Origin of the sequence: Arthrobacter tumbae, from assembly GCF_016907495.1 — a bacterium.
Classification (GTDB): Bacteria; Actinomycetota; Actinomycetes; order Actinomycetales; family Micrococcaceae; genus Arthrobacter_D; species Arthrobacter_D tumbae.
In genome coordinates this window covers 3,598,445-3,624,915 of record NZ_JAFBCC010000001.1, presented here as the reverse complement: position 1 = coordinate 3,624,915, position 26,471 = coordinate 3,598,445, and the positions used below count along the sequence as shown (strand labels likewise).

Annotated in this window: 24 protein-coding genes, 4 tRNA genes and 1 riboswitch; of the genes, 12 read left to right on the top strand and 16 right to left on the bottom strand. The window is 63.8% G+C overall.

Annotation, left to right across the window (positions count from 1 at the left end; translation table 11 throughout):
• The first annotated feature begins 255 nt into the window (after positions 1-255).
• The 5 genes from ileS to JOD47_RS17035 are packed head-to-tail and all read left to right on the top strand — an operon-like array spanning position 256 to position 6,921.
• Positions 256-3,564: an isoleucine--tRNA ligase gene (ileS, locus tag JOD47_RS17055; RefSeq protein WP_204536160.1), complete on the top strand. Its 3,309-nt coding sequence runs from the start codon at positions 256-258 to the stop codon at positions 3,562-3,564.
• A complete protein-coding gene (locus JOD47_RS17050) occupies positions 3,561-4,964 on the top strand; it encodes a bifunctional folylpolyglutamate synthase/dihydrofolate synthase (RefSeq protein ID WP_239548149.1) in 1,404 nt (467 codons plus the stop codon). Before ileS ends, JOD47_RS17050 begins: the two co-directional genes overlap by 4 nt.
• Positions 4,965-4,975: 11 nt before the next feature.
• A complete protein-coding gene (locus JOD47_RS17045) occupies positions 4,976-5,437 on the top strand; it encodes a DUF4233 domain-containing protein (RefSeq protein WP_204536158.1) in 462 nt (153 codons plus the stop codon).
• Between the two features lie 58 nt (positions 5,438-5,495).
• On the top strand, positions 5,496-5,912 hold the full coding sequence (gene ndk / locus JOD47_RS17040) for a nucleoside-diphosphate kinase (RefSeq protein WP_204536156.1): 417 nt from the start codon (positions 5,496-5,498) through the stop codon (positions 5,910-5,912).
• 46 nt (positions 5,913-5,958) lie between these two features.
• Positions 5,959-6,921 carry an aldo/keto reductase gene (locus JOD47_RS17035; RefSeq protein WP_204536154.1) on the top strand — a complete coding sequence of 321 codons (963 nt, stop codon included), beginning with the start codon at positions 5,959-5,961 and terminating at the stop codon, positions 6,919-6,921.
• A 63-nt stretch (positions 6,922-6,984) separates the two neighbouring features.
• Here JOD47_RS17035 and JOD47_RS17030 read toward each other — a convergent pair whose 3' ends face one another.
• The 9 genes from JOD47_RS17030 to JOD47_RS16990 all read right to left on the bottom strand — a co-directional run bounded on the left by JOD47_RS17030 (position 6,985) and on the right by JOD47_RS16990 (position 16,853).
• Positions 6,985-9,096, bottom strand: coding sequence for a 3-hydroxyacyl-CoA dehydrogenase NAD-binding domain-containing protein (locus JOD47_RS17030; RefSeq protein WP_204536152.1), 2,112 nt, complete (start codon positions 9,094-9,096; stop codon positions 6,985-6,987).
• Positions 9,093-10,340 carry a thiolase family protein gene (locus JOD47_RS17025; RefSeq protein ID WP_307836371.1) on the bottom strand — a complete coding sequence of 416 codons (1,248 nt, stop codon included), beginning with the start codon at positions 10,338-10,340 and terminating at the stop codon, positions 9,093-9,095. Before JOD47_RS17025 ends, JOD47_RS17030 begins: the two co-directional genes overlap by 4 nt.
• Before the next feature lie 78 nt (positions 10,341-10,418).
• Entirely contained in the window at positions 10,419-11,714 is a 1,296-nt protein-coding gene (locus tag JOD47_RS17020; protein ID WP_204536150.1) for an HRDC domain-containing protein, read from the bottom strand.
• Positions 11,715-11,811: 97 nt separating this feature from the next.
• Positions 11,812-12,441, bottom strand: coding sequence for a DUF3000 domain-containing protein (locus tag JOD47_RS17015; RefSeq protein WP_204536857.1), 630 nt, complete (start codon positions 12,439-12,441; stop codon positions 11,812-11,814).
• A gap of 91 nt (positions 12,442-12,532) precedes the next feature.
• The gene (locus tag JOD47_RS17010; protein ID WP_307836370.1) at positions 12,533-13,606 is read right to left on the bottom strand and encodes a threonine aldolase family protein; all 1,074 of its coding nucleotides are present in this window, start codon (positions 13,604-13,606) and stop codon (positions 12,533-12,535) included.
• Between the two features lie 37 nt (positions 13,607-13,643).
• A complete protein-coding gene (locus tag JOD47_RS17005) occupies positions 13,644-14,369 on the bottom strand; it encodes an SDR family oxidoreductase (protein ID WP_204536146.1) in 726 nt (241 codons plus the stop codon).
• Positions 14,366-15,742 carry a DUF6421 family protein gene (locus JOD47_RS17000; RefSeq protein WP_204536144.1) on the bottom strand — a complete coding sequence of 459 codons (1,377 nt, stop codon included), beginning with the start codon at positions 15,740-15,742 and terminating at the stop codon, positions 14,366-14,368. The genes JOD47_RS17005 and JOD47_RS17000 overlap by 4 nt, the downstream gene beginning before the upstream one ends.
• 173 nt (positions 15,743-15,915) lie before the next feature.
• Positions 15,916-16,350 carry a peptide-methionine (R)-S-oxide reductase MsrB gene (gene msrB / locus JOD47_RS16995; RefSeq protein WP_204536142.1) on the bottom strand — a complete coding sequence of 145 codons (435 nt, stop codon included), beginning with the start codon at positions 16,348-16,350 and terminating at the stop codon, positions 15,916-15,918.
• A 14-nt stretch (positions 16,351-16,364) separates the two neighbouring features.
• Positions 16,365-16,853, bottom strand: coding sequence for a hypothetical protein (locus JOD47_RS16990; protein WP_204536140.1), 489 nt, complete (start codon positions 16,851-16,853; stop codon positions 16,365-16,367).
• Positions 16,854-16,954: 101 nt separating this feature from the next.
• On the opposite strand from JOD47_RS16990, the gene JOD47_RS16985 reads away from it, so the two are divergent.
• A complete protein-coding gene (locus JOD47_RS16985; RefSeq protein ID WP_204536138.1) occupies positions 16,955-18,196 on the top strand; it encodes an alpha/beta hydrolase family protein in 1,242 nt (413 codons plus the stop codon).
• On the opposite strand, the gene JOD47_RS16980 is transcribed toward JOD47_RS16985, so the two are convergent.
• Positions 18,182-18,628, bottom strand: coding sequence for a SufE family protein (locus JOD47_RS16980; RefSeq protein WP_307836369.1), 447 nt, complete (start codon positions 18,626-18,628; stop codon positions 18,182-18,184). The two genes, JOD47_RS16985 and JOD47_RS16980, sit on opposite strands and share 15 nt — an antisense overlap.
• Before the next feature lie 50 nt (positions 18,629-18,678).
• Positions 18,679-19,590, bottom strand: coding sequence for a sulfurtransferase (locus tag JOD47_RS16975; protein ID WP_204536134.1), 912 nt, complete (start codon positions 19,588-19,590; stop codon positions 18,679-18,681).
• Between the two features lie 181 nt (positions 19,591-19,771).
• Here JOD47_RS16975 and zapE point away from each other — a divergent pair, with 181 nt between their 5' ends.
• Positions 19,772-20,806, top strand: coding sequence for a cell division protein ZapE (zapE, locus tag JOD47_RS16970; RefSeq protein ID WP_204536132.1), 1,035 nt, complete (start codon positions 19,772-19,774; stop codon positions 20,804-20,806).
• A gap of 91 nt (positions 20,807-20,897) precedes the next feature.
• On the opposite strand, the gene JOD47_RS16965 is transcribed toward zapE, so the two are convergent.
• Positions 20,898-21,146 (bottom strand): antitoxin, encoded by a 249-nt coding sequence (locus JOD47_RS16965; protein WP_204536129.1) that lies wholly within the window; start codon positions 21,144-21,146, stop codon positions 20,898-20,900.
• Between the two features lie 142 nt (positions 21,147-21,288).
• Positions 21,289-21,351: riboswitch (guanidine-III (ykkC-III) riboswitch) on the top strand.
• A 15-nt stretch (positions 21,352-21,366) separates the two neighbouring features.
• Between JOD47_RS16965 and JOD47_RS16960 the strand changes: the two genes are divergently transcribed.
• Positions 21,367-21,681, top strand: a complete 315-nt coding sequence (locus JOD47_RS16960; RefSeq protein ID WP_204536127.1) for a DMT family transporter — start codon at positions 21,367-21,369, stop codon at positions 21,679-21,681.
• Positions 21,682-21,750: 69 nt separating this feature from the next.
• Here JOD47_RS16960 and JOD47_RS16955 read toward each other — a convergent pair.
• The 4 genes from JOD47_RS16955 to JOD47_RS16940 form a co-directional block, all read right to left on the bottom strand.
• A tRNA-Gly gene (locus tag JOD47_RS16955) sits at positions 21,751-21,824 on the bottom strand.
• Between the two features lie 31 nt (positions 21,825-21,855).
• Positions 21,856-21,927: transfer RNA gene (locus tag JOD47_RS16950), tRNA-Val, on the bottom strand.
• A 20-nt stretch (positions 21,928-21,947) separates the two neighbouring features.
• Positions 21,948-22,021: transfer RNA gene (locus JOD47_RS16945), tRNA-Cys, on the bottom strand.
• 54 nt (positions 22,022-22,075) lie between these two features.
• Positions 22,076-22,149, bottom strand: a tRNA-Gly gene (locus JOD47_RS16940).
• Positions 22,150-22,364: 215 nt separating this feature from the next.
• On the opposite strand from JOD47_RS16940, the gene JOD47_RS16935 reads away from it, so the two are divergent.
• The 4 genes from JOD47_RS16935 to JOD47_RS16920 all read left to right on the top strand — a co-directional run bounded on the left by JOD47_RS16935 (position 22,365) and on the right by JOD47_RS16920 (position 26,456).
• Positions 22,365-23,342, top strand: coding sequence for a cytochrome (locus JOD47_RS16935; RefSeq protein WP_239548148.1), 978 nt, complete (start codon positions 22,365-22,367; stop codon positions 23,340-23,342).
• A 122-nt stretch (positions 23,343-23,464) separates the two neighbouring features.
• Positions 23,465-24,052: a peptide deformylase gene (gene def / locus JOD47_RS16930; RefSeq protein WP_204536125.1), complete on the top strand. Its 588-nt coding sequence runs from the start codon at positions 23,465-23,467 to the stop codon at positions 24,050-24,052.
• On the top strand, positions 24,049-24,966 hold the full coding sequence (gene fmt, locus JOD47_RS16925; protein ID WP_204536123.1) for a methionyl-tRNA formyltransferase: 918 nt from the start codon (positions 24,049-24,051) through the stop codon (positions 24,964-24,966). Before def ends, fmt begins: the two co-directional genes overlap by 4 nt.
• On the top strand, positions 24,963-26,456 hold the full coding sequence (locus JOD47_RS16920; protein WP_239548147.1) for an RsmB/NOP family class I SAM-dependent RNA methyltransferase: 1,494 nt from the start codon (positions 24,963-24,965) through the stop codon (positions 26,454-26,456). The genes fmt and JOD47_RS16920 overlap by 4 nt, the downstream gene beginning before the upstream one ends.
• The last annotated feature ends 15 nt before the right edge of the window (positions 26,457-26,471 follow it).

The window sequence follows — 26,471 nt, the reverse complement described above, 5'->3', positions numbered from 1 at the left end:
AGCAGTGACCCGGCTATCACCGGTGAGCTTCCGGAAGAACACCAGCATCCGCGGGTCAGTAGAACCGGACGGGTAAGCCCGTGACAGCAGACATGAAGCGGCCTGTACTGCTCCGCCCGTATCCGGGTGGTGGAGGGCAGGCAAGCGAGGTGGTACCGCGGATTTTCTCACCGGGCTTTCATCGCCGGCGAGGAACTCGTCCTTGCAGATTGATAGTCACTGCCCGCCGAACCCGCCAGCTTCAGGACACACCTCATGTCACAGATCTATCCCAAGGCCTCCGCCGCGGATCCGGCTGTCTCCGGCTCTGCCTCGCCCAGGTTCCCCGAACTCGAGGAACGCGTCCTGTCGTACTGGGACGAGGACGGCACTTTCCAGGCATCCATTGATCAGCGCGACGCCGGTGAGAATGGGACCAACGAGTTCGTGTTCTACGACGGACCCCCCTTCGCCAATGGCCTGCCGCATTACGGACACCTGCTGACCGGCTACGCGAAGGATCTCGTGGGTCGCTACCAAACCCAGCGCGGCCGCCGTGTTGAGCGGCGTTTCGGCTGGGACACGCACGGGCTCCCCGCTGAGCTTGAGGCCATGAAGCAGCTCGGTATGAGCGACAAGCAGCAGATCGAAGCCATGGGCATCGACAAGTTCAACGACGCCTGCCGGGCTTCAGTGATGAAGTACGCGGGGGAGTGGCGTGACTACGTCACCCGCCAGGCGCGCTGGGTGGACTTCGAGAATGACTACAAAACCCTGAACGTCGAGTACATGGAATCGGTGCTCTGGGCCTTCAAGACCCTGCACACAAAGGGCCTGACCTACAACGGGTACCGCGTGCTGCCGTATTGCTGGAAGGACGAGACTCCGCTGTCCAACCATGAGCTGCGCATGGATGATGACGTCTATCAGGACCGTCAGGACCAGACAGTCACTGTGACGTTCCCGATCATCGCCGCGGAGTCCACCCTGTCGCAGGAGCTCGCCGGCGTCGAGGCCCTTGCATGGACCACCACCCCCTGGACCCTGCCTACCAATGCGGCCCTCGCGGTCGGGCCGGAGATCCACTACGTCGTCATCCCGGGCGGGGCGACGGGAGCCGGGAATCTGGAAGGACGCCGTTTCCTCATCGCCGAGGAACTGCTGTCCGGGTATGCAAAGGACCTGGGATACTCCTCCGCTGAAGAGGCGCGTGCCGCCGTCGTCGGAACACACCGCGGTACGGAGCTGGGCGGACTGCAGTATGAGCCGCTCTGGGACTACTTCGTCGATCCTGAACGCGGCGGCTACCGCAATGCGTTCCGGTTCCTCGTTGCCGACTACGTCACGACGACGGACGGCACCGGTATTGTGCACCAGTCGCCGGCGTACGGCGAAGAGGACCAGAAGATCTGCGAGGACGCCGGAATTCAGGTGATCCTCTCGGTCGACGAGGGCGCGCGCTTCCTGCGTACCTTCGAGGACGGCCCCCTGGCGGACATCGTCGGGCTGCAGGTCTTCGAAGCCAACAAATCCATCACCCGCGTGCTGCGTGAGAGCGGCCGGCTGGTGAGGCAGGCGAGCTACGTGCACAGCTACCCGCACTGCTGGCGCTGCCGTAATCCGCTCATCTACCGCGCTGTTTCGTCCTGGTTCGTCGAGGTGACGAAGATCAAGGACCGCATGGTCGAGCTGAACCAGCAGATCAATTGGATCCCGGACAACGTCAAGGACGGCCAGTTCGGCAAGTGGCTCGAGAACGCCCGGGACTGGTCGATCAGCCGCAACCGCTACTGGGGCAGCCCAATCCCGGTCTGGGTCTCGGATGATCCCGGCTACCCGCGGACCGATGTCTACGGCTCGCTGGCGGAGATCGAGCGCGATTTCGGTCGTCTGCCGCGCAACGCTACCGGCGAAGTGGACCTGCACCGGCCCTTCATCGACGAGTTGATGAGGCCCAACCCGGATGATCCCCGCACGCCGGCTGAGGGCCAGTCCACCATGCGCCGCGTGGCGGACGTTCTTGACGTGTGGTTCGACTCCGGTTCCATGCCGTATGCGCAGGTTCATTACCCCATGCAGAACCAGGACTGGTTCGAGTCCCACAATCCTGCCGACTTCATTGTCGAGTACATCGGCCAGACGCGCGGTTGGTTCTACACCCTGCACGTCCTGGCCACCGCATTGTTCGACCGGCCGACGTTCAAGAACGTCATCAGCCACGGCATCGTGCTCGGTTCGGACGGCCAGAAGATGTCCAAGAGCCTGCAGAACTATCCCGACGTCTCCGAGGTCCTGGACCGCGACGGATCGGATGCCATGCGCTGGTTCCTGATGGCCTCGCCGATCCTGCGCGGCGGCAACCTCGTGGTGACCGAGCAGGGCATCCGGGACGGAGTCCGGCAGGTCATCCTGCCGCTGTGGAACGTCTGGCACTTCTTCCGCCTCTACACGAATGCCGCAGCAGGTGGAGCAGGATATGAGGCCAGGACTGTGACTGCCGAGACGGCTGAAATCCTGGCAGACCCGCTGGACCGCTATATCCTCGCCTACACGGGGAACCTGGTGGAGGACATGACGGCCTCCCTCGATGCGTTCAACATCAGCGACGCCTGCGAGTCGCTGCGACGCTACCTGGACACGCTGACCAACTGGTACGTCCGCCGCGGCAGGCAGCGGTTCTTCGACGAGGACACAGCTGCCTTCGACGTCCTCTTCACCTGCCTGGAAACGGTCAGCCGCGTCTCCGCGCCGCTGCTGCCGCTTGTCACCGAAGAGATCTGGCGCGGCCTGACCGGAGGCCGTTCTGTGCACCTGACGGACTGGGCGTGGTCGTCGTCGTTTGCTGCAGCGCCGGCACTGGTGGAGCGGATGGAACGGACACGGCAGATCTGCTCTACAGGTTCCAGCCTGCGGAAGGCGGCAAACCTCCGCGTCCGCCTGCCGCTTGCCGAGCTGACGGTAGTGGCGCCGCAGGCCGGGGAGCTGGAGGGCCAGTACCGGGCAATCATCGCCGATGAGCTGAACATCAAGTCGGTGCGGCTGATCGATTCCGCGGATGTCTCACCGGAAGAGTTCGGCATCTCCCAACGGCTCGTTGTCAACGCCCGCGCCGCCGGTCCGCGGCTGGGCAAAAACGTACAGACCGCCATCAAGGCAGCGAAGGCAGGGGATTGGTCCGTGGACGACGCCGGTGCCGTCACCGCTGGCGGCCTGGCTCTGGAGCCCAGCGAATACACCCTTGAGACGGTGGTCGACAGCAACGACGACGCCGGGGCAACCACCGCTGTCACGGTGCTGCCGGGCGGTGGCTTCCTTGTCCTCAACACCGAAGTCACGCCCGAGCTCGCAGCGGAAGGCACAGCCCGGGACGTCATCCGGTCCATCCAGCAGGCGCGCCGGGATGCTGATCTTCATATCAGTGACCGGGTGGTCACCACGGTGGAGGCGGACGAGGAAACCCTGTCGGCTCTCGAAGCTCACGCTGAGCTGGTCAAACAGGAAACGTTGACAAACGAACTGGAACTCGTTGCTGTGGCCTCATCGCAGGCGGATGGAGTATCGGTAAAGGTGGAGAGGCAGGCATGAACGCTGATATGAACGCTGACAGCTTCCCGGCCGGAGGCGAACGGGGGATCGATCAGTTCTCCGTGGAGAGCGTGTACGCGGAACTGCTGAGCCGTGCACCGGAGAGCAGGATGGAGCCGCGGATGGCCCCCTTGTTCCGCGCGATGGAAATCCTGGGCGAACCCAACAGGGCAGTTCCGATCATCCACATCACCGGGACGAACGGGAAAACCTCCACGGCACGGATGATCGAGGGCCTGCTGCGGGCGCACGATCTACGTACCGGCCGCTACACCAGTCCGCACCTGGCACGGGTGACGGAGCGGATCAGCATCGACGGGGAACCCGTTTCGGACGAGACGTTCGTACGGGTTTGGGACGAGATCCGGCCCTACCTCGAGATCGTCGACGCTGAGCTCGATGCTGCCGGCGAACCGAGGCTGACCTACTTTGAGTGTGTCACCATCCTTGCCTTTGCGGTCTTCGCAGACGAGCCCGTCGATGTGGCAGTCATCGAAGTTGGACTCGGCGGAATCACGGACGCCACCAACGTGGGTGACGGCGTGGTTGCTGTCGTCACACCGATCTCCCTCGACCACACCGAGCTCCTCGGTAATACTCCGGGGGACATAGCGCTTGAGAAGGCCGGCATCATCAAGCCCGGCGGGTTCCTGGTCAGCGCTGCCCAGCCGGCGGATGCCGCGCAGGTGCTCCTGGAGAAGGCGCGTGATACCGGCGTCGACTTCCGTTTCGAAGGGGTGGAATTCGGGGTCGAGGAGCGGCGCATCGCCGTCGGCGGGCAACAGCTCACGGTGGCAGGAATCGCCGGTCGCTACGAGGACGTGCTCCTGCCGCTCCATGGGGAGCATCAGGCGCAGAATGCGGCTGTCGCCGTGGCGGCCGTCGAAGCGTTTCTTGGCGGCGGGTCACGGGAACTGGATAGCGACGTCGTCCGCGATGGGCTGAGCGCCGTCACCTCACCCGGCAGGCTGGAACTGGTAAGGACCGCCCCCAGCATCCTGGTGGATGCGGCACACAACGCGGCCGGTGCCCGTGCTGCAGCCAAAGCGATCAACGAAGCCTTCGAATTCACCAAGCTCGTGCTCGTCATCGGCGTCCTCAGGGACAAGGACGCCGGAGCGATCCTCAGCGAGCTGCACGAGGAACTCGGCGGAGTGCTCGAGGACGTGTGCCTTACCCAATCCACCTCGCCGCGAGCCATCCCGGCGGAGGAACTGCGGCGGCTGGCGCTGAGCGCGGGATTCGCGGACAATCGCGTTCACGTTGCTGAGCGGCTGGACGATGCCCTCGAGTGGGCCGTCCTGACCGCTGAGGAGGGTAGCGAGCTCGGCGGCGCAGGTGTCCTCGTCACAGGTTCAATCACTGTGGTGGGCGAAGCCCGCACGCTGCTGGGAAAGTAGAGGGAGGGCAGATGGCTCGCCAGACAAAAGCGCAGCGTGAATGGCGTCCGGGCATGCCGAAGAAGCGGCGCTCGGTCAAGGTCATGTTCGCGTCAACGGTGCTGTTGCTCGAAGCCTTCGTTGTGCTGTTCGCCACACTCGTCGTTTTCGGCCTGCGTTCGGACACCATCCCGGTAGGCGTGATCCTTGGCGTCGGGCTTACCCTGAGCGCGGTTCTCATCCTGTCCTGCGCTTTCCTCACCAAGCCGTACGGGATTCTGCTCGGATGGGTCCTGCAGGTGCTCATTATCGCCACCGGCATAGCGGAACCGATGATGTTCCTCGTGGGTATCCTGTTCGCTCTCACCTGGCTGTATGGAATTCGCACCGGCGCCCGGCTCGACCGGGAGAACGCGCAGCGGGATCGTGAGCAGGCTGAATGGGAGCGGGCAAACCAGCCGGACGGCGACGGCGGCCAGCAATCCCTTGGGTAGAGTCGACGGTGGACCTGGCCGGTTATCCGGCCCAACAGACGTTAATCGGAGGTAGAACATGAGTGCTGAACGGACCCTGATACTGGTCAAGCCCGACGGCGTTGCCCGCGGACTGAGTGGAACGATCCTCGCCCGCGTTGAGGCGAAGGGCTACAAGCTTGTTGATATGAAGTTGGTGCACGCCACCCGGGAGATTCTGGAGGCTCACTATGCCGAGCATGTAGGCAAGCCGTTCTACGAACCGCTCGTCGAATTCATGTTGAGCGGCCCGGTGGTGGCAGCCGTCTTCGAGGGAGAGCGTGTCATTGAGGGCTTCCGTTCGCTGGCAGGAACAACAGAACCGACGACGGCGGCGCCCGGCACGATCCGCGGCGACTATGGTCGGGACTGGGGATTGAAGGTGCAGCAGAATCTCGTGCACGGCTCGGATTCGGTCGAGTCTGCTGAGAAAGAAATGTCGATCTGGTTCAGCTGAACCTCCGGCGCTGATTCTTGGCTCCCAGGGTTGATAGCCTTGGGCAATGACTGAATATCGCAGACTCGGCACATCAGGACTGAGCGTTTCGGTGATCGGCCTGGGGTGCAACAACCTGGGCCGGCCCGGAACCGCTTCCGAATCGCAGCGCGGTGCCGCTGCAGTGGTCAGTGCCGCACTGGATGCAGGAATCACCCTGTTCGATGTCGCGGATTCCTACGGCCGGTCTCCCGGTGTCAGCGAAGAACTTCTCGGCCGGGCGCTGGGGAGGAACCGCGACGACGTTGTTGTGGCCACCAAGTTCGGACTCGACCTCAAGGGGGTCAATGGTCCGGACTGGGGCGCGCGTGGATCACGTCGCTACATCCTGAAGGCAGTGGAATCCTCGCTCAAGCGGCTTAACACGGACTGGATTGATCTGTACCAATACCACGCGCCGGATCCCTCCACTCCGATCGACGAGACACTCGCAGCGCTGGACCAGCTCGTGCAGAGCGGCAAAGTGCGTTATATCGGGCACTCAAATTTCGCCGGCTGGCAAGTTGCGGAAGCCGAGTATGTCGCCCGCCAGCTAGGCTCGACGCGTTTCATCGCGGCCCAGAATCATTACAATCTCCTCGAGCGGGCTCTCGAGCGGGAGGTGGTTCCGGCCGCACAGTCCTATGGGCTCGGCATCCTTCCGTACTTCCCGCTGGCCAACGGTCTGTTGACCGGAAAGTACGCAGCAGGGCACGCTCCGGCGGGGAGCCGTTTGACGCACTCGCGCACCAACCTGCTCGATCAGGCTGATTGGGAACAGCTCGCTAACTTCAGCGCCTACGCGCGTGCACGCTCCCTCACAGAGTTGGAGGTCGCGTTCTCCTGGCTGGCCAGCCGTCCCGCCGTTTCAAGCGTCATCGCGGGGGCAACCAAGCCGGAGCAGGTCAGGCAGAACGCAGAAGCGGCCCGCTGGATTCCGTCTGAGGCCGACCTCGAGGAACTCGATCACATTTTTCCGGCACGGGGCTAAGCGGGGCCGAGGCCCACAAGCAGTACCGGGCGGGCACTGCCCGCTCGATGCGGGTGCGATGGATCAGTGGAACGGTTTCCCGTTGACCCGTGTTGATGCGCCCACCCTGTCCAGGTAGGGCGTGATGCCGCCGAGATGCATCGGCCAACCGGCACCAAGGATCATGCACAGGTCGATGTCCTCCGGCGCAGCGACAACTTCCTCCGCGAGCATGCGGCCGATCTCATCGGCGAGGGCGTCCTGCGTACGCCGCAGCACTTCCTCGCTGGAGGATGGCGACGTGCCGAAACTGAGGAGCGCAAGGGTGGAGTCCGGCACCCCGTCCCTGCCGGCGTCGTCCTGCTCCCATAGTCCTTTTGTGCCCGCGTCGATCAGGATTTGCTGATTCTTTGACAGGTAGAACCGGTCGCCGAAGGCGGTGTGCAGCGACTCCTGCACGTGCTGACCCACCGGCAGACCCACCAGCGCGAGCAGCTTGAAGGGTGTCATCGGCAGGCCCATGGGCCGCAGCGCCTGGTCTGCCGTGGCAGCGTCAGTTCCCTCATCGAAAGCCGCAGTGATCTCGCCGAACATGCGCCCCAGTATCCGGTTTACGACGAAGGCGGGAGCGTCCCTGACCAGGACTGCGTTCTTTTTGAGTTCCTTGCCGACCGCGAAGGCTGTTGCAAGGACCTCATCGGCGGTGCGCGGTGCCTTCACAATCTCCAGCAGCGGCATGGCAGCGACCGGATTGAAGAAGTGGAAGCCGACGACGCGCTCGGGGTGCAGGAGATCCTCAGCCATGGCGGCGACCGAGAGCGACGAGGTGTTGGTCGCGAGGATGCATTCCGCTGAGACCACCTGCTCGACCTCTGCGAACACCGACTTCTTGACGTTCAGTTCCTCGAAGACTGCTTCAATCACGAAATCGGCGTCGGCGAATGCGTCCTTCGAAACCGAGCCGGAGACGAGTGCCTTGATGCGGTTTGCCTTGTCCGGGGAGAGCCGCTTCTTCGCCAGCATCTTGTCAACTTCTGCGTGGACCCACCCGACGCCCTTGTCCACGCGCGACTGATCAATGTCTGTGAGGACAACGGGGACGCTCAGCTGGCGGGCGAACAGGAGTGCGAGCTGGCCGGCCATCAGGCCTGCACCCACCACACCCACCTTTGTTACCGGACGGGCAAGCGATCTGTCCGGTGCGCCTGCCGGGCGCTTGGCCCGCTTCTGCACGAGATCGAGGAATGCGTAGACGGTGTCATGGAACTGCGGTGTGAGCATCAGCTCGGTCAGTGCGGCACATTCGGCCGCGGCAGATTCCGCCTGGGTCCGGGTCCGGGCAGACTCGAAGAGGTCCAGAACTTTCCCGGGTGCGGGCGCAGCGTTCGAGGTTTTCGCCTCGACGAACGCACGGCCGGCCGCGGCAGCGGCTTCCCAATCGCCGTCGTCGTGCCGTGACAGGGCAGAACGGCGGTCATGGATGCCGGACGGATCCTCCAGCACATCTGCCGCCCAGCGGATTGACTGCTCAAGGAAATCGGCGGGTTCGAAGAGCGCGTCAGCGATGCCGATCCCGTAGGCCGCCCGCCCATCGAGCGTGCGGTTGTTGCTGAGCGGGTTCTCGATCATGACTTTCACGGCGTCGCGTGGACCGGTCAGCCTCGGCAGGCGGTAGACCCCTCCCCAGCCGGGAACCAGCCCGATGAACGCTTCGGGCAGGCCGATGCCGTTTGCGCCGGTGGAGACCGTCCGGTAGTCGGCAGCGAGTGCGATCTCAAGTCCGCCGCCGAGGGCCACTCCATTGATGAAAGCGAAGCTGGGAACGCCGAGGGACCCAAGGAGGTTGTAGGCGGCATGGCCGAGCTCAGCCATCAGGCGGCCATGTTCGGCTGCCTTCAAGGACTTGACCGTGGAGAGGTCGGCGCCCGCCGCGAGGAAGTAGGGCTTCCCGGTCAACGCTACGGCAGTGATCTCACCCTTCGCTGCGCGGCTTTTCAGGGTCTCAAGGGTGCGGCCGAATTCGATGAGCGTGGCCGGTCCAAGCGTGGTGGGCCGGCTGTGGTCCAGCCCATTGTCGAGGGTGATCAGTGCCATGGTCCCTGCGCCGCCGGGAAGCGACACATCTTCCACGAGTGAGTGCGTGACGACCTCGCCCGGCACCAGCGCGGACAGTTCCTCGAAGCGATCGAAACTCATGCTGCCTCCTCCGTGGTGTGTGCTGAATAGTCTGCGTGGTGCGGGTTTTCCCAGATGACGGTTCCACCCATGCCCAGGCCCACGCACATGGTGGTGATGCCGTACCGGACCTGCGGGTCTTCCTCGAACTGCCGGGCCAACTGCGTCATGAGGCGCACTCCGGACGAGGCCAGGGGGTGACCTACGGCAATGGCTCCGCCATAGCGGTTGACGCGCGGATCATCATCGGCAATGCCGAAGTGGTCGAGGAAAGACAGCACCTGAACCGCGAATGCTTCGTTGATCTCGAAAAGGCCGATGTCGTCGATGGTGAGGCCGGCTTGGCGCAGGGCTTTTTCGGTAGCCGGCACGGGGCCGATGCCCATGACCTCCGGCTCCACCCCGGCGAACGAGTAGGCGACGAGGCGCATCTTGGCAGGAAGTCCCAGTTCCTGTGCGACGTCAGCGGAAGCAAGCAGTGCGACCGTAGCGCCGTCATTGAGGCCGGCCGCGTTCCCGGCCGTTACCCGCCCGTGCGGCCGGAAGGGCGTGCGAAGCGCCGCGAGGTCCTCGAGTGTGGTGCCCGGCCGCGGTGGCTCGTCCTGCTGGTTGAGCGTCCAGCCTGCTTCCGGCTTCCTTCCGGCGACGGGGACGAGATCCGGCTGGATCTGATTCCGCCCGTACGCTGCAGCAAGCTTCGCCTGGCTCGCGACGGCATAGGAATCCGCGCGTTCCTTGGTGATGGCGGGAAAGCGGTCATGAAGGTTCTCGGCTGTGTTGCCCATATTCAGCGCGGCGGGATCCACGAGACGCTCCGAAAGGAAACGGGGATTGGGATCGGTGCCCGAGCCCATGGGGTGATTGCCCATGTGTTCCACGCCGCCGGCGACAACAACGTCATAGGCACCGAACGCAATGCCCGACGCGGTGGTTGTCACTGCGGTCATGGCACCTGCGCACATCCGGTCGATGGCGAAGCCCGGGACCGTTCGCGGCAGGCCTGCCAGTAGGGCGGCGGTTCGCCCGATGGTGAGCCCCTGATCCCCCGCCTGCGTGGTCGCGGCGATGGCTACGTCGTCGATCCGCTCCGGCGGAAGGGAAGGATTGCGGCGCATCAGTTCGCGGATGCACTTGACGATCAGGTCATCGGCCCGTGTACCGGCGTGAATCCCTTTGTCTCCGGCCTTGCCGAAGGGTGTCCGGACGCCGTCGACGAAGACGACGTCCCTGATGTGTTGCCGTGCTGCTGTGGCTGGTGTGGGCACGATCGCTCCTCATTGAGATTGGGAATCCGACGCTTATGTTACTCGCGGGTAACATTGTGCCGCAACATGTCCGGGCTTTTACTGCTTCGGCGCCCGTGGCTGCTTCGGTTGGAGCGGATCGGGATCAAGGAACGCTACGGTGAGCACTGCCGCAACATGCTCAATCTGCCAGCGGCGTGCCCCGAGATCAGCGAGGGCGGCGGCAACCGCGTCAAGGTCGAGCGGCTCGGGCGGACGCCACGCCACCCGGCGCAGGAAGTCGGGAGTGAGCAGGTTCTCCACCGGCATAGCAAGCTTCTCCGCCACAGCGGCGATCCGGGGTTTGGCTGTTTGGAGTCGCGAGGCCGCCGCCGGGTCTCTTTCAGGCCAGACGCGAGGGGGCGGAGGAGCGTTCGTGGGTAGCTGGAGCTCGGGAAGGTCGCGGCTGGTCCGTGCCACCGAAAGACACCGAAGCCACCGTGGGGCCTCGCGTTGCGCCGCCCGACCATGGAAACCGTTGACGGCCAGCAGCTGGGGGACCGTTTGAGGCATTGCTTTTGCGGCTGCCACGATTGCAGCGTCGGGAATCAGGCGGCCGGGCGCGACGTCGCGTTTTTGGGCCAGCATTTCCCTTTCAACCCACAGTTCGCGGACAGCAGCCAGCTGCCGTCGGTCACGAATCTGGTGGACCCCGGACGTCCGCCGCCACGGATCGGTTTTCGGGGGTGCCGGCGGGCTGGAGCGAATGTACTCGAACTCTTCCTCGGCGAAGCGGAGTTTGCCGTCCTCGCTGAGCAGCTCAATGAGGCGGTCGCGCAGCTCAACCAGGACTTCGACGTCAAGGGCGGCATAGCGGAGCCATGGTTCAGGCAGTGGACGCTGGGACCAGTCTGCCGCCGAATGTTCCTTGGCCAGCGTGAAGCCGAGCAGGTGTTCGATGACGGCGGCCAGCCCGACCCGCGGAAGTCCGGCGAGCCGGGCTGCGAGTTCGGTGTCGAAAAGTTTGTCCGGCCACATTCCCCGCTCCGACAGGCAGGGAAGGTCCTGTGTTGCCGCGTGCAGGATCCACTCCACTCCAGAAAGGGCCTCGTTGATGATGTGCAGATCAGGAAACGGCTCCGGATCGATCAGCCAGGTTCCCGCGCCTTCGCGGCGAATCTGCACGAGGAAAGCCCGCTGCCCGTACCGGAAGCCCGAGGCACGCTCTGCATCCACCGCCGCGGGTCCGGTGCCGGAAGCAAGCGCACGGGCGGCGCGTTCCAACCCTGCAGGCGTGTCGATAACGAAGGGGACGCCGTCTCGCGGCTCGTCAAGAAGCGGAAGGACTGCGACGGAGCCCTGGTCGGATGCGCCGTCGCTTGGGGTGCGGCTGTCAGGCTCGGATTGCACGGTCATGATGATTCCAGTCTAACCGGGCACTTTCCGGGGTGCCGGGAGGGGGGAGTTCCGGTGTCCGAAGCGGCTTCCGGCACGTACTGAAAGCGATCCGAGACTAGTTCCGGCGCCGGTTCGGTAGTGCTGCCACGCCCTCTGGAAGGGGCGGCAGGCCGGCAAACGTGCACACCATGTCTGCCCATGCTTCCAGGTGTTTCTGAACACTGTCCGAATCCGGTGTCCAGGACGCGCGCAGCTCGATGTCGATGGTGTCTACGCGGTCGGCGAGAGAGCCGTAGCTTTCCGAGAGAATGCGCGTGGCCGTGCCGCCTGCGGACCGGTACCCGGCGTCGTGCGTCTGGAGTGCCTCCACCAGCCATGTCCATGCCACGGATCCGAGGAGGGCGTCGTTGCCCATGTCGGGTTCGAGCTGGGCGCGGATATAGGTAACGATGCGAAAGGTGCCGTCCCAGACCTCGGAGCCGTCCGGGTCATACAGAAGTATGAAGCGGCCGGTGGCTAGTTCTTCCCCGTGATCGTCCCGGAAAGCTGCCCGGGCAGGTCCGTGCACGGGCAGGGGGCCCGGCTGGGCGCCCTGCAGCACTTCGGCTCCGAGCGCCACCGCATAGGGCGCAAGACGGGAGGGAGCCGGAATCTCGTCGAGACGAAGCTCATTACGGCATCTCGCCTGCCGCAGTCCGGCCAGGGCGTTCAGGAATTCAGGGGGAACCTGCGAGAGGTCACCAATTGCACTCACCCTCGCAGGTTATGCCCCAATCACCCCTACGGCCGGACAGCCACGCCGCGCATAGGGGCAATCCGCTGCCCCGCTGGAGTCGTCAGGAAGATCCGGTCTCGCGTCGGATGGCCTCCGCGAAGGCGTCGACGTCTTCGGCGGTCGTGTCGAAAGTGCACATCCAGCGCACCTCTCCGGTCGACTGGTCCCAGTCGTAGAAGCGGAAGTGTTCGCGGATCCGGTCCGCCGCTCCGGGAGCGAGGATCGCGAACACGGCGTTCGCCGCCGTCGGCTGGGTGAGCTGTACGCCGTCGATCCCGGACACCGCCGCGGTGAGCCGTGCAGCCATGGCGTTTGCATGGCTCGCAGAACGCAGCCACAGGCCGTCTTCAAGCAGTGCCACGAGCTGAGCGGACACAAACCGCATCTTCGAGGCAAGCTGCATGTTCATCTTCCGGAGGTATTCCAGGCCGGCGGCAGCAGCGGGGTTCAGGACGACAACGCACTCGCCGAACATGAGCCCGTTCTTGGTCCCCCCGAACGAGAGAACGTCGACGCCGGCGTCGCGGGTGAAGGCGCGCAGGGGCAGGCCGAGAGCGGCTGCCGCGTTGGCGATTCGTGCTCCGTCCATATGCAGATGCATGCCCCGGGCGTGAACGTGATCAGCGATGGCGCGGATCTCGTCCGGATTGTAGAGCGTCCCCAGCTCGGTGGTCTGGGTGATCGACACGGCGAGCGGCTGTGCCCGGTGCTCATCGCCCCAGCCCCAGGCTTCCTGATCAATCAGCTCGGGCGTCAGCTTCCCGTCCGGCGTAGGAACAGCAAGGAGCTTCATCCCGCCGATGCGCTCGGGGGCTCCATTCTCGTCGACGTTGATGTGCGCGGTCTTGGCACAGACGACTGCGCCCCAACGGGGGAGGAGTGATTGGAGACTGAGTACGTTGGCGCCGGTTCCGTTGAACACCGGGTAGGCGATGGTGCCATCCCCGAAGTGCTCCTGCATCAGCTCCTGCAGCCTGCGGGTGTAGACGTCCTCCCCGTAGGCAACCTGGTGGCCCTCATTGGCGGCTGCCAGCGCGGTGAGTATTTCGGGATGCACGCCGGAATAGTTGTCCGAGGCGAAACCGCGTACCTGGGGATCATGGAGACGGGCGGGAGCGGAGATGGTGTCAGTCACTGGTCCAGTATCTCGTATCGGGAAGCAGGGGAAGTTGTCAGGACGCGGGGTAGACCCGCTGTCCGTTGATTGCGGCCGCATCCTGTCCGAACAGGCCGGCCAGTGTCGCGGCGAGGTCACGAACATGGGTGTACCCAGGGAACCGGCGTTCGGGACTCTCGGCACGCATTTTGTTATCGAGGAGTGCCTTGACCACCACGATGGAGGCAGCGGCACGGGCTTGTCCGTCCGGCTGCGCCGCTGCGAACTCCTGCGCTACAGCGCGCACCCACGTTTCTGCCGCCGCTTTGACCGCGGCATACGAAGCGCTGGAGGCGGTAGGTGAATCGACCGCCGTCGCCGACACGATCGCAAGCCTGCCGCGCTGCGACCGCGCCAGGTCGCCGGCGAACGCCCTCGAGGTGTTGCGAAGGGTGGTGAGAACCGAATGGTGAAGGAAGTCGTAGTCTTCGTCGGTTTGCCCGGCGATCCCCGAGCCGCCGCGCCAGCCTCCCACCAGATGGATCAGCCCATCCACGTTCGTACCAGCCACGCGCAGGTCGTTCGACAGCGAAAGGACAGCGCTGAAATCCGCGAGATCGCAGGTTCGCAGCTCGACATCCTGCAGATGGCCAAGCGAGAGTTCCAGCCGTGCGGAGTCGGATCCCACTGCTATGACGCGGGCGCCGGCAGAGGTGAAGGCCTCGGCCGCCGCTACGCCCGCCTGACTCGTGGCTCCGGCAACGAGAATGTTCAGACCCGGCAGGCCAGATGAGTCCGTCATGCAGAAGCCCCGGTGATGCCTGCGGTCGACGCGATGACGTCCTTCATTTTCTTGTCCAGCGCCTCGAAGAACATCGACAGCGGAAATTCATCATCGAGAACGGCGTCGGTCAGTCCGCGTGGAGGACCGTCCAGCGGCAACGCGTCCGCTCCCTTGGCCCACACTGACGCCGGGTGTGGCGTCACCGTGTCTGAGACCAGTTCGTAGGCTGCGAGCCAGTGTGCGATCTTCGGCCGGTCGATCGACCGCCAGTAAAGTTGCTGGATCTTCTCACCGAGTGCAATAACGACGCCGGGGACTTCCTCCCAGTCGATCGTCAGTGTGGTGTCGGTCCAGTGGAGAACGTGGTTCTGGTGTAACCAGGCGAACAGCAATTGTCCGCCCAGGCCATCGTAGTTCCGCACCCGGCTGCCGGTGATCGCGAAGCGGAAGATGCGGTCGAAAATGACCGCGTACTGCACGAGGCGTGCGTGCCGTCGTGCCTCGTCGGAGGCGTCGTCGTCGGCTGCTAGCCTCACCGATTCACGGAACGCGGTGAGATCACATCGCAGCTCCTCGAGTGAATACAGGAAGTACGGCATGCGCTGCTTGATCATGAAGGGGTCGAAGGGGAGATCGCCGCGCATGTGGGTGCGGTCATGAATGAGGTCCCACATGACGAAGGTCTCCTCCGCCAGCTGCTGATCCTCAACGAGCTGCCGGGCTTCTTCCGGCAGGTGAAGGCGCGTGATCTCCGCTGCTGCGGTGACGACGCGACGGAAGCGTGCCGCTTCCCGGTCCGCGAAGATGGCGCCCCAGGTGAACTGCGGCGTCTGCCGTACCGCAACGGTCTCCGGGAACAGGACCGCGGAGTTTGTGTCGTAGCCCGGCGTGAAGTCGAGGAACCGGATCGGAACGAACAGCTTGTTCGAGTAGTCCCCGGCCTCGAGCTCAGCAATGAAGTCCGGCCACACAACTTCGATCAGCACTGCTTCAACGAAGCGGTTGGAGCTGCCGTTCTGCGTGTACATCGGGAAGACCACGAGATGCTTTCGGCCGTCCACCCGCTCCAGCTGGGGTTGGAACTCAACCAGGGAATCGAGGAAATCGGGTATTCCCATTCCTGTAGCTTTCCACCGGCCGAAGTCTTCCATCAGAGCCTCGTGGTAGGCGGCATCATGCGGGAAGAAGGGAGCGAGTTCCTTGATGGATTGCACGATTGCATCGACGTATGTTCCGGCTGCTGCCACGTCCGCCGGATCGGGAATTGATCCGTCCTTGGCCTGCAGGTGCTGCAGCGAGTCGGCCGCGCTTTTGAGCGCCGCCCAGCTATCAAGGTGTTCCGGGCTTTCACGAGCGGGGAGACGTACATCGGAGTCGAGGGTCTGGGTCATGATTCCTCCTCAGGGTGCTGTTGTGTTTCCCCGAGCGTAACAACGGAACAGCACGCCTGATCCTCAAGTTGCCGTTACCTAAGAATCTCTAACGCTCAGACTGGCCAGCGCACCGAGGAGGCCCAGCAGCGCTTGACTCCTGTCGTCTCGACGACGGTCGCTGAGGCGTGCCGTCAGTCCTTGGGAACCAGCCGCATCGATACGGAATTTATGCAATACCGCTGATCGGTGGGAGTGCCATAGCCCTCGCCCTCAAAAACGTGCCCGAGATGGGAGTCGCAGCGTCCGCAGCGAACCTCGATCCGTTCCATACCTAAGGCACGGTCCTTGATGTACCGGACCCTCTCTTCCGCCAGCGGTGCCCAGAAGGACGGCCAACCGCAGTGGGAATCAAACTTCTCGTTGCTGGTGAACAGTTCATGGCCGCACGCCCTGCACTGGTAGACGCCCGGTGCGTGGGTGTCGTGGTACTCGCCGGTGAAGGGACGTTCGGTGCCCGCCTGTCGAAGCACGTAGAACTCTTCAGGCGTCAGTTCCCGGCGCCATTCCTCATCAGTTTTTTCGATCGGGAAGTTGTCAACATGGGGTAGCGATTCTGATGTGCTCATGATTCCTTCAACGCCTAGGAGTCGCCGATAAATCCCGAGCCTGCATAAAGGTGGAGAACAGGGACGCCGAGCTTCTCCTGGGCACGATTGGCCCAGTCCCTGTGGAATGTGTCAGCAACCGCATGCGGCCGGGTGATGACCACGGCCTGATGTGCTCCGCGTTCCCTGACGGTAGTCACCATCGTCTCCACCGCGTTGCCCCGGGCAGTGAAACCATCGGCTCTCAGGCCGGCCCCCCTCAGGGCGTCAAGGGAACTTTGAAGGGCCTGATCGGCTGAGATACGGACTTCCTCCTCACTGGGCCGGTGGGAGAGTCCCTGCACTGCCTCGCTGAATTCCAAAAGGCTCAGGTGGTGGAGGAACTCGCCGAGTACGTTCGTGTGCCGGTCCTCCGGAATGACCACCGTGTACGTGGAGTCACCTCCGTCGACAAGCGAGGACAGATGGGCGGCGTCAGCACCTGTGAGCGGCACCTCAGCGAGTACAACGATTGTTTCCTCCATGTGCCAACACTAGTCCCGGACACGCCCGCCAGCCAGGCGGTTCGACACTCCACGCAGCGGGTATCCGCTCCTGTGCCGTTCGCGTGGGCAAGAATAGAGCCATGCCTCTCAGCTCCCCTCCGGCCGTAGCAGACCGTCAGCCATGGCTTCGTTGGGCAGTGCTCGGACTTGGTTCCGGCGTCGCCGTCAGTTCTGTCATTGCGGGCGCCACCTCCGCACTGGCGGCACACTTCGCGAAAGAGGTGGTTACTCCGCGGAAACGGGACGAGAACCTCGAGATTCTCGCCGTGGTTCAGACGGGTGAAGGCATGGAGGTGATTCTTCCGGCGAACGAGGACACCACTGTTGACGGCACCTACAGCCTCTACTTCGACGGCGGCCGCGGGCACGCCCGGATAGGAGCGATCCGCTCGTTCGTGCCACGGGAGGGAACCGTCCAGCGCGAGGTCGAGGCGGTCTACTCAGGCGACATCAGATCGGCCGTCCGCGGCTGGTGGAGCGGTGCCGTCTACCCCACGCCCTCTACCCTTGGCTTCGCCGATGAACATGTGGATGTACCGGTCGCCGGGGGTTCTGCGCCCGCCTGGCTGGTGCGTGCAGAGAATCCCGCCGCTACGTGGGCAATCATGGTGCACGGCAGGGGGGTGCAGCGCTCCGAAGGTCTCCGCGCAGTGCGGACAGCTCGCGAACTCGGCATGACCAGTCTGCTGGTCTCGTACCGCAACGACGGCGAGGCCCCCTTCGCTGCGGACGGCAGGTACGGGCTGGGAATGACCGAATGGCAGGACATCGAGTCCGCGATGGATTATGCGTTCGCCCACGGAGCACACGACGTGGTGTTGTTCGGCTGGTCCATGGGAGGCGCCATCTGCCTGCAGGCGGCGGATGTCTCCGGGTACCGCTCGCGCATTCGGGCGCTGGTGCTTGACGGTCCGGTGATCGACTGGATGAATGTCCTCACCCATCAGGCAGAGCTGAATCGCATCCCCGCACCGGCCGGCAGGCTCGGTCAGTGGCTCATCTCGAACAGCTTCGGAAGGTTTGTAACCGGATTGTCCACGCCTGTGGATCTGAAAAGCATGGACTGGGTCTCGCGGGCGGACCAGGTGACCCTCCCCGTCCTGATCCTGCACAGCGAGGATGACGAGTTTGTTCCGGTAGGACCCTCCGCTGAGCTGGCCGCACGCAATCCCGGCTTCGTCACCTTCGAACGGTTCTACCGTGCACGCCATACCAAGGAGTGGAACGTCGACCCCGGGCGTTGGCACTCCGTGACAGCTGACTGGCTCCGGCGCGAGGTGTTTGGCCGCGTGGAACCGAAGCGGGCGCTAAGCCGCCCCTGATTCCCGGATCTTGCGCTTGATCCGCCCCAGCATCGCTGCCATGCCGCGCATACGCAACGGCGTGATGGCACGCGTGAGGCCAAGCTGTTCAGGGACGTCATCAGGGACAGCGAGGATCTGTGCTGCAGGCAGACCGCCCAGGCCTTCCTGCAGCACGCCGGCGAAACCACGGGTAGTGGGCGCTTCCTGAGGCGCAGAGAAGAACAGGGACACTGACTTCTCCGCGTCGTCGGCAATGTCGAGTGTCAAAAAGAGCGGGCTCTGACATTCCACTACCTGCTCCAGAAGCTCGGGATGGTCAGTGAATCGTTCCGGCAGCGGAGGCAGTCCCCGGGAGAACTCAAGGAGCAACTGGAGCCGGTCCGGTTCGGACAGTGCCTGGAAATCGTCCACGATCTCGGCGAGCTGTTGGGGTAATGCGCTTGTCTCCACTGTCATCCTCACGATTGCCCCGGGACCGTGCCCGGGGCGCTTGGGTTGATCTATCGCTGCCAGGCGGGAACCGGTGCCACACCGGGTTCCGAGCCTTTAACGATCGGTACACGTACTACGTTGCCCCACTCTGTCCATGACCCGTCGTAGTTGCGCACATTCTCGAAGCCGAGGAGGTGTTGAAGGACAAACCAGGTATGGCTGGAACGCTCACCGATACGGCAGTAGGCAACGACGTCGTCCCCTTCGCTCAACCCTGCCTCGCCGCGGTAGATCGCGTCGAGTTCATCGCGTGTGCGGAAAGTTCCGTCCTCGGCAGCGGCACGTGCCCACGGCACGGACACCGCTGATGGAATATGCCCGCCGCGCAAAGCGCCTTCTTCCGGATATGCAGGCATGTGGGTGCGTGCGCCGGTGTACTCATCAGCGGACCTGACATCGATCAGCGGGTTACCGAAGTGACCCAGAACATCCGTCAGGTACGCCCGGATGGGAGCGTCATCGCGCTCGACCACGGGATATTCAGTTGCTTCGGGCTGCGGCACGTCCGTGGTGAGGGTGCGACCCTCCGCAATCCACTTGTCGCGTCCGCCGTCGAGCAGGCGCACGTCCTCGTGTCCGAACAAACTGAAGACCCACAATGCGTAGGCGGCCCACCAGTTCGATTTGTCACCGTAGATGACGATCGTGCTGTCCCGGGAGATGCCCTTGGCAGACATCAGGCGGGCAAAACCTTCGCCATCGACATAGTCGCGGGTAACCTCATCATTCAGGTCCGTATGCCAGTCGACTTTCACGGCCCCTTCAATGTGGCCTGTCTCATAAAGGAGCACGTCCTCATCCGATTCGACAACCACGAGCCCCGGCGTTCCGAGGTTCTCCGCAAGCCACTGGGTTGAGACCAGGCGCTCGGGGTGGGCGTACTGGTCAAACTTCTCATTCGAATCTGTTGCGACACTCATCCGTTGGAGCCTTCCTGCATTGGCGATAGCTCTTTCCTATCTAGCCTAACCACGGGTTCTACCGATTACTTCCGGGCAGGTCACAGGGCGCCATATAAATCAGACGCTGCTGGCGTATCCTTGCGTAGCACGGCTGCGAATAGCCTGCTCCTTAGATTGCCGACGAAAGACGCACTCATCTGTGGCCACCATTGAGCACCTGACCCAACGATCACCGCGGGTATCTGTGGATGAACTGCTGGACAATTTTTTCCCGTCGCAGCGCTTCGGGGCCGTATCCTTTGACTCCTATCGACCGGATCCGGGGCAGCCGTCGCAGGCCGCAGCAGTCAAGGCGCTCCGCCACTTCGCCGCAGCCGTGAACACTCCCAAGCCAAGCGGCCTTCGCAAATTCTTCGGGGCGAAGCGCGAGGAGAGCCGCGCGGGCATCTATCTCGACGGTGGGTTCGGAGTGGGCAAAACCCACCTCCTTGCTTCCCTCTGGCACGCCACCGAAGGCAAGAAGGCTTTCGGAACCTTCGTGGAGTACACGAATCTGGTCGGTGCCCTGTCTTTCAGGCGCACAGTGGATGCGTTGAGCACGTACCAGCTCGTCTGCATCGACGAGTTCGAGCTGGATGACCCGGGTGACACAGTGTTGATGTCACGGCTGATGCGGGAGCTGGCGGATGCTGGAGTGAAACTCGCAGCAACGTCAAACACGCTGCCTGGTTCCCTGGGGGACGGCCGGTTTGCGGCCGTTGACTTCCAGCGGGAGATTCAGGTCCTTTCGGACCAGTTCGACGTCGTCCGGATCGATGGCGAGGATTACCGCCACCGTGGACTCCCGGAAGCCCCGGCACCACTGACGGAACAGCAGGTGCGCCGGCAGGCGCGGCACTTGCCGGACGACGTCACCGTTGCCGAAGACAACTTCGGCGACCTCATCAAGCACCTGGCGGGGGTTCATCCCAGCCGGTACCGGCAACTCATCGACGGAATCGACGCCGTTGCCTGGCACGGGGTGGACACCATCACCGAGCAGGCGGTCGCGCTGCGGTTCGTCGTGCTGGCTGACCGCCTGTATGACCGCGATGTGCCGATCCTCGCGAGTGGTGTGCCGCTGAGTGAACTCTTCACCCAGGAGATGATGTCCGGTGGCTACATGAAGAAGTACTATCGCGCGGTTTCCCGTCTGACTGCCCTGGCGCGTCAGGGCGGCGAAGCAGGCAGCTGAGCCGGACCGGAAGGTTTCCGGGACGACGACAAAGGCGTCGACACTGCCTCTCGGCAGGGTCGACGCCTTCTTGTCGTGCTAAAGGCTGCTGTCAGGCCGAAGTGTTGGGTGACCCAGCCGGCCGGGCGCCGTCCTGACCGTCGACGTTGTCGACCATCGAGGAGGCCTTGGACTGGACCGAGGTGATCTTGTCGGAGTACTTGCCACCGGTCTTGCTGTCGATGAAGCCGCCAGCGTGCCCGATGCCATCCTGGATCTTCCCTGAGTTCTCGCCCACAAGTCCGGCTGCCTTGCCCTTCAACTCTCCGGCCCTGCCTTTGAGCCCGTCAAATACAGACACAGACACCTCCCTTCTTTCCCGTGGAACCTGTTGTTCCACCCACTCCCACAATCATAAGGAGCGGATAGGACGCGGCCAAGGGTTTCAGCTTTCGCCCTGAGCATGAATTTTCTTGCTGCGCGTGCGGCAGTGTGCAAATCTAGGGTGGCCAAGCAGGCACCCGGACGAGGTGCGCCGTACCCGGCCAGTGACAAGACGGCGCTGGAGGAGCGAACGGACCATGGCGTGGTTTGTATTGGTTGTGTCAGGAGTGCTTGAGGCCGTATGGGCTACTGCGCTTGGGAAGTCTGAGGGATTCAGCAGATTGTGGCCGACGGTTATCTTTGCCGTCGGGCTGGTGCTGAGCATGGCTGGTCTTGCGTGGGCCATGCGAACGTTGCCAACCGGAACGTCCTATGCGGTATGGGTGGGCATCGGGGCAGCCCTGACGGTCACCTATGCGATGATTTTCGACGGCGAGGCTGCCTCGCTGCTGAAGGTTCTGCTGGTCCTCGGGATAGTCGGGTGCGTAATCGGCTTGAAGGTCCTTCACTGACCGGTTCGCACCGGAGTAAACAAAGCAGGCTCCCTCCATGAGGAGGGAGCCTGCTGATGTGCTGATGAGAGCGGACGACGGGATTCGAACCCGCGACATCCACCTTGGCAAGGTGGTGCTCTAGCCAGCTGAGCTACGTCCGCGAAAAAGCGCCTCTCATGGAGGCGCCCTGTGTGGGCGATACTGGGATCGAACCAGTGACCTCTTCCGTGTCAGGGAAGCGCGCTACCGCTGCGCCAATCGCCCAGGTCTTGCAATTCACCGTATGGAGGTGGGGACGGGATTCGAACCCGCGTATACGGCTTTGCAGGCCGCTGCCTAGCCACTCGGCCACCCCACCATGACCCGCCGAAACGGGATCACCAGCCGGAGCCAGCGAATACAGTGCCTTGCGAGCGGACGACGGGATTCGAACCCGCGACATCCACCTTGGCAAGGTGGTGCTCTAGCCAGCTGAGCTACGTCCGCAGAGAATCGCCGTGGCTTTGATGGGTTACCCCACGGCCTCCAGCGTCCTTCCAACGAATAAAAACAATATCGGAGGAACCGGGCTTCGTCCAATTGAGTGGCCTGCGGAGCGCCTGGCCCTGCGACGTGCAGTTCTACGGTATACGAACACCATTGCCAAGGTGCGGAAGTGTGCACGGCGCAGAGTTGTCAGACCGGGGTGACACACTTGTTGCATGACCGAGCCGCTCCTCGCACACGCCACAGAACGCGGGCGAATGTATTCCAGATCCGTGACGGATCCACCACTGGTCCCTTCGATCACCACCGTCATCTCACAGGCACAGAGTTCCTCTCTTGATGGCTGGTTCGGATATATGGCCGCGAGTGCCCTTGCACAGGATCCGCGCCTGGCCTCTTCGCTGGGCAACGCAAGCGAGATGCGGGCTGTCATCAAGGACGCTTCGAAGGCGGCCGAGCGTTACCGGGATGATGCTGCGCGGCGCGGAACGCGGGTCCACTACTACTGCGAGCAGGTTGCTCTCCGGGACCTCGGACGGCCCCACCGCCTCGACGAGGCCCGAACGGATCTGGCCCAGCATGGGGAGGATGCCTTCGCTGCCCGATTCGACGAGTGGTGGGATCTTTACCAGGTGAAGCCGATAGCACCCGAGATCACCGTCTGGAACTCCGAATTGGGCTATGCCGGAACCCTCGATCTGGTGGCCACGATCGCCGGACGCCTCTGCATCATCGATTTCAAGACCCGTGCCACCGATCGTGATGGCATGGTGAAGCCGCTGGACGAGAAGGTAGTCATGCAGCTCGCTGCGGGCATGAAGGCACAGGAATCGTTGGTGGACCCGCATGCAGGCACCTGGGAACCCTGGAAATACGGGAAGGATCCCGTTCTGCTGGGTGTGGCGATCGGCCAGACCGAAGTCCGCGCGCATCGGGCCAATCCGGATGTCCTCAAGGAGCACTGGTTCAAGTTCTGCGCCCTGCGGCGAGCATGGGAAGCCGGCGGCAATGCTGCCAGTGCCGGCCGCCCCCTCCTGACCGTGCCGCCTCCGCCGCGGGCTGCTGCAGATCGGGCTGCCACCAGCCGGCCGGAGGGCTCAGCCGGCAGGGACAACACCGCGAGTCAACCCGAGGGCGTGGGTCGCGACGACGCAGATCGGGGCGGAGTTCCAGCGCACTCGATGGAGGGTTGAGCCGCCCGTCTGTCCTAGAATTGACCAAGCATTCCGGACGGAAGGCGTGGTCGACAGCTCGCCAGTCCCGTCCAGGCGTCGCAGACAAATTCCCCAACGCAAAGATGAGGATGTTCAACCGGATGGCGGTTCTGAGTATCAGGATGATCGGTGATCCCGTGCTGCGCACTTCTGCTGTGGAGGTAACCGACTACGGGCCGGACCTGGCGCGGCTGGTGCAGAACATGGTGGAGACCATGCACAGCGTTGATGGTGCAGGGTTGGCGGCGCCCCAGGTTGGTGTGGGGTTACGGGTCTTCACGTATGCGGTTGACGGGGAAGAAGGCCACGTGATCAATCCGCGGTTGACAGTTTCCGGCGGAGTGCAGGCCGACGATCAGGAGGGTTGCCTCTCTGTGCCGGGCATCGGGTTCGCCCTTCCGCGTGCAGACGAGGTCCAGCTGCAAGGGTTCGATGCCACCGGACAACCGGTGCAGCTGGACGCCACGGGGATGCTCGCGCGCTGTTTCCAGCATGAAACCGATCATCTCGACGGGCGTCTCTACATTGACCGCCTGCAGGGCGAGGACCGCCGCTCCGCCATGCGCGCTATCCGGAACGCCAGGTACAGCGATGTCACCCTGGAAACCGTTACCAAGCGGTCAACCAACGTTGGATCAGCGTTCGGTGTCGGAGCTTCCCTGCCAGGCAGCCAGGGAAGCAGGGCATGAGGATTCTCTTTGCCGGAACGCCCCGGGTTGCAGTGCCGTCGTTGAACGAACTCCGTCATGCCGGCCATGAAGTGGTCGCCGTCCTCACCCGTGCGGATGCCCACGTGGGGCGGAAGAAAGTCCTGATGCCGAGTCCCGTGGCCCAGGCTGCAACCGACGCCGGACTGGAAATCATCAAGGCCAACCGTATCGACCAGTCGGTCGTTGCGCGCCTGGCGGAGCTGCACCTGGATGCGGCGGCGATCGTCGCCTATGGCGGCCTCGTTCCGCCCGCCGCGCTCCAGCTGCCCCGGTTTGGCTGGATCAACCTCCATTTCTCCCTGCTCCCCGCGTGGCGCGGTGCGGCGCCCGTCCAGCACGCCCTGATCAACGGGGATGACATCTCCGGGGCATCCACGTTTCTTCTTGAGGAAGGCCTGGACACCGGACCGGTCTTCGGAACCGTGACGGAGCCGGTGCGCCAGGAGGACACAAGCGGCACCCTGTTGGAACGCCTGTCCGAAAGCGGCGCTGTACTTCTTTCCCAGACCCTCGCCGCCATCGAGCAAGGGCGCGCCGTCCCAGTTCCCCAACGGGGAGAGGTGTCACTTGCGCCCAAGCTCTCAAGTGCAGACGGAAGAGTCCGTTGGGCTGATCCGGCCCTCGCAATCAAGCGCCGGATCAGCGGTGTGACACCCGAACCCGGCGCATGGACCCTGCTGGCCGGACAGCGCGTCAAGCTTGGAGCGGTTCTCCTTCGTCCCGACGTGGAGGAGATCCTTTCCGGAGTTGTTCGTGAAAGGGACGGAGCGGTGCTCGTGGGGACCGGTTCACACGCAGTGCAGCTGACGCAGGTTCAGCCTTCAGGCCGCACCATGCTTCCCGCTGCCGAATGGTTCCGCGGATCGCGCCGAGAGGATCTGATTTTCGAATGACACCTGAACACCGCCCCGGAGAATCACGCCGCAACGTGCGGGGGCGCGAGCGCAACAGGTCAGGCGAGCGTAGATTCTCCGCTACGGCGCCGGGAGAACGAACCAGGCGTGCGGACCCCGCCCGCCTGGTCGCCTACGAGGTTCTTCGGGCCGTCGCGGCCGATGACGCCTACGCGAACCTTGTGCTGCCGAGCAGTATCCGCAAACATCGCCTTGGCCGCCAGGATGCAGGGTTCGCCACCGAATTGGCTTACGGGGCGCTCCGGGGCCAGGGCACCTATGACGCCATCCTCTCGCTGTGCGTTGATCGTCCGCTTGCCCAGCTTGACCCGGCAGTCCTCGATGCGCTGCGACTCGGCGTACACCAGCTGATGGCCATGCGCGTGCCACCCCACGCTGCCCTTGACCAGACGGTAGGGCTGGCCAGGGCCGTCATCGGCGCCGGACCGTCCTCCCTCATCAACGCCGTGCTTCGGAAAGTTTCCCGCAGGTCCTTCGCCGAGTGGCTCGATGTGCTGACGGAGGGGATCGACGACCCGGTCCGCGTGAGTTCACTGCGCCACAGCCACCCGGAATGGATTGTCCGCACCATGCGGCAAAGCCTCGTGAATCACGGGCGCTCCGTCGTCGAGATCGATGACCTGTTGGCAGCAGACAACGCGGCCCCGGTCGTCAACCTGATTGCGCTGCCGGGTATCGGAGACCTCGACGAAGCCCTCGTAGCCGGTGCCCGCGCCGGCGAGCTGGTGGAGGACTCAGCGCTGTTCGCCGCTGGTGACGTCGGCCGGCTTGAATCAGTCCGGTCCGGGCGGGTCAGGGTGCAGGACGCCGGATCCCAGCTGGTCGCACGTGCGCTCGCCGCCGTCGAGCTTGATCAGTCGCCGGAAGACGGTGAAAGGTGGCTTGATCTGTGTGCCGGTCCCGGTGGCAAGTCGGCCCTGCTTGCGGCGATCGCCGCCCAGCGCGGTTACACGCTGGTAGCCAACGAACCAGCCGAACACCGTGCAGCGCTCGTCCAGCAGGCCCTTGCCGCAGTGGATCCGGCCGTGTGGAGCGTGCGCGTGGGTGACGGGCGCAGCATCGGCGGTGCCTACCCGGATGGATTCAACCGCATTCTCGTCGACGCGCCGTGCACAGGGCTGGGTGCTCTTCGCCGCAGGCCCGAGGCCCGCTGGCGCCGCCAACCCTCTGATCTCGCCGAACTGGGACCCCTGCAGCGGAACCTGCTCTCGGAGGCCCTGGACACCGTTCGTCCGGGCGGCGTGGTGGCCTATGTCACCTGTTCACCTCATCCGGCAGAAACAACAGCCGTCGTTCAGGACAGCCTGCGCGGCAGGGATGACTTCTTCCTTATGGATGCGGGCCAGGCATTGGATGGGGTGAGCAAGGGCGGTTCCCTCCGGGCCGGCCACGATATGACAGCGCAGTTGTGGCCGCACGTCCACGGTACCGATGCAATGTTCCTCGCCCTGATTCGACGGGCAATCTAGCTTCCGATTCCCGAA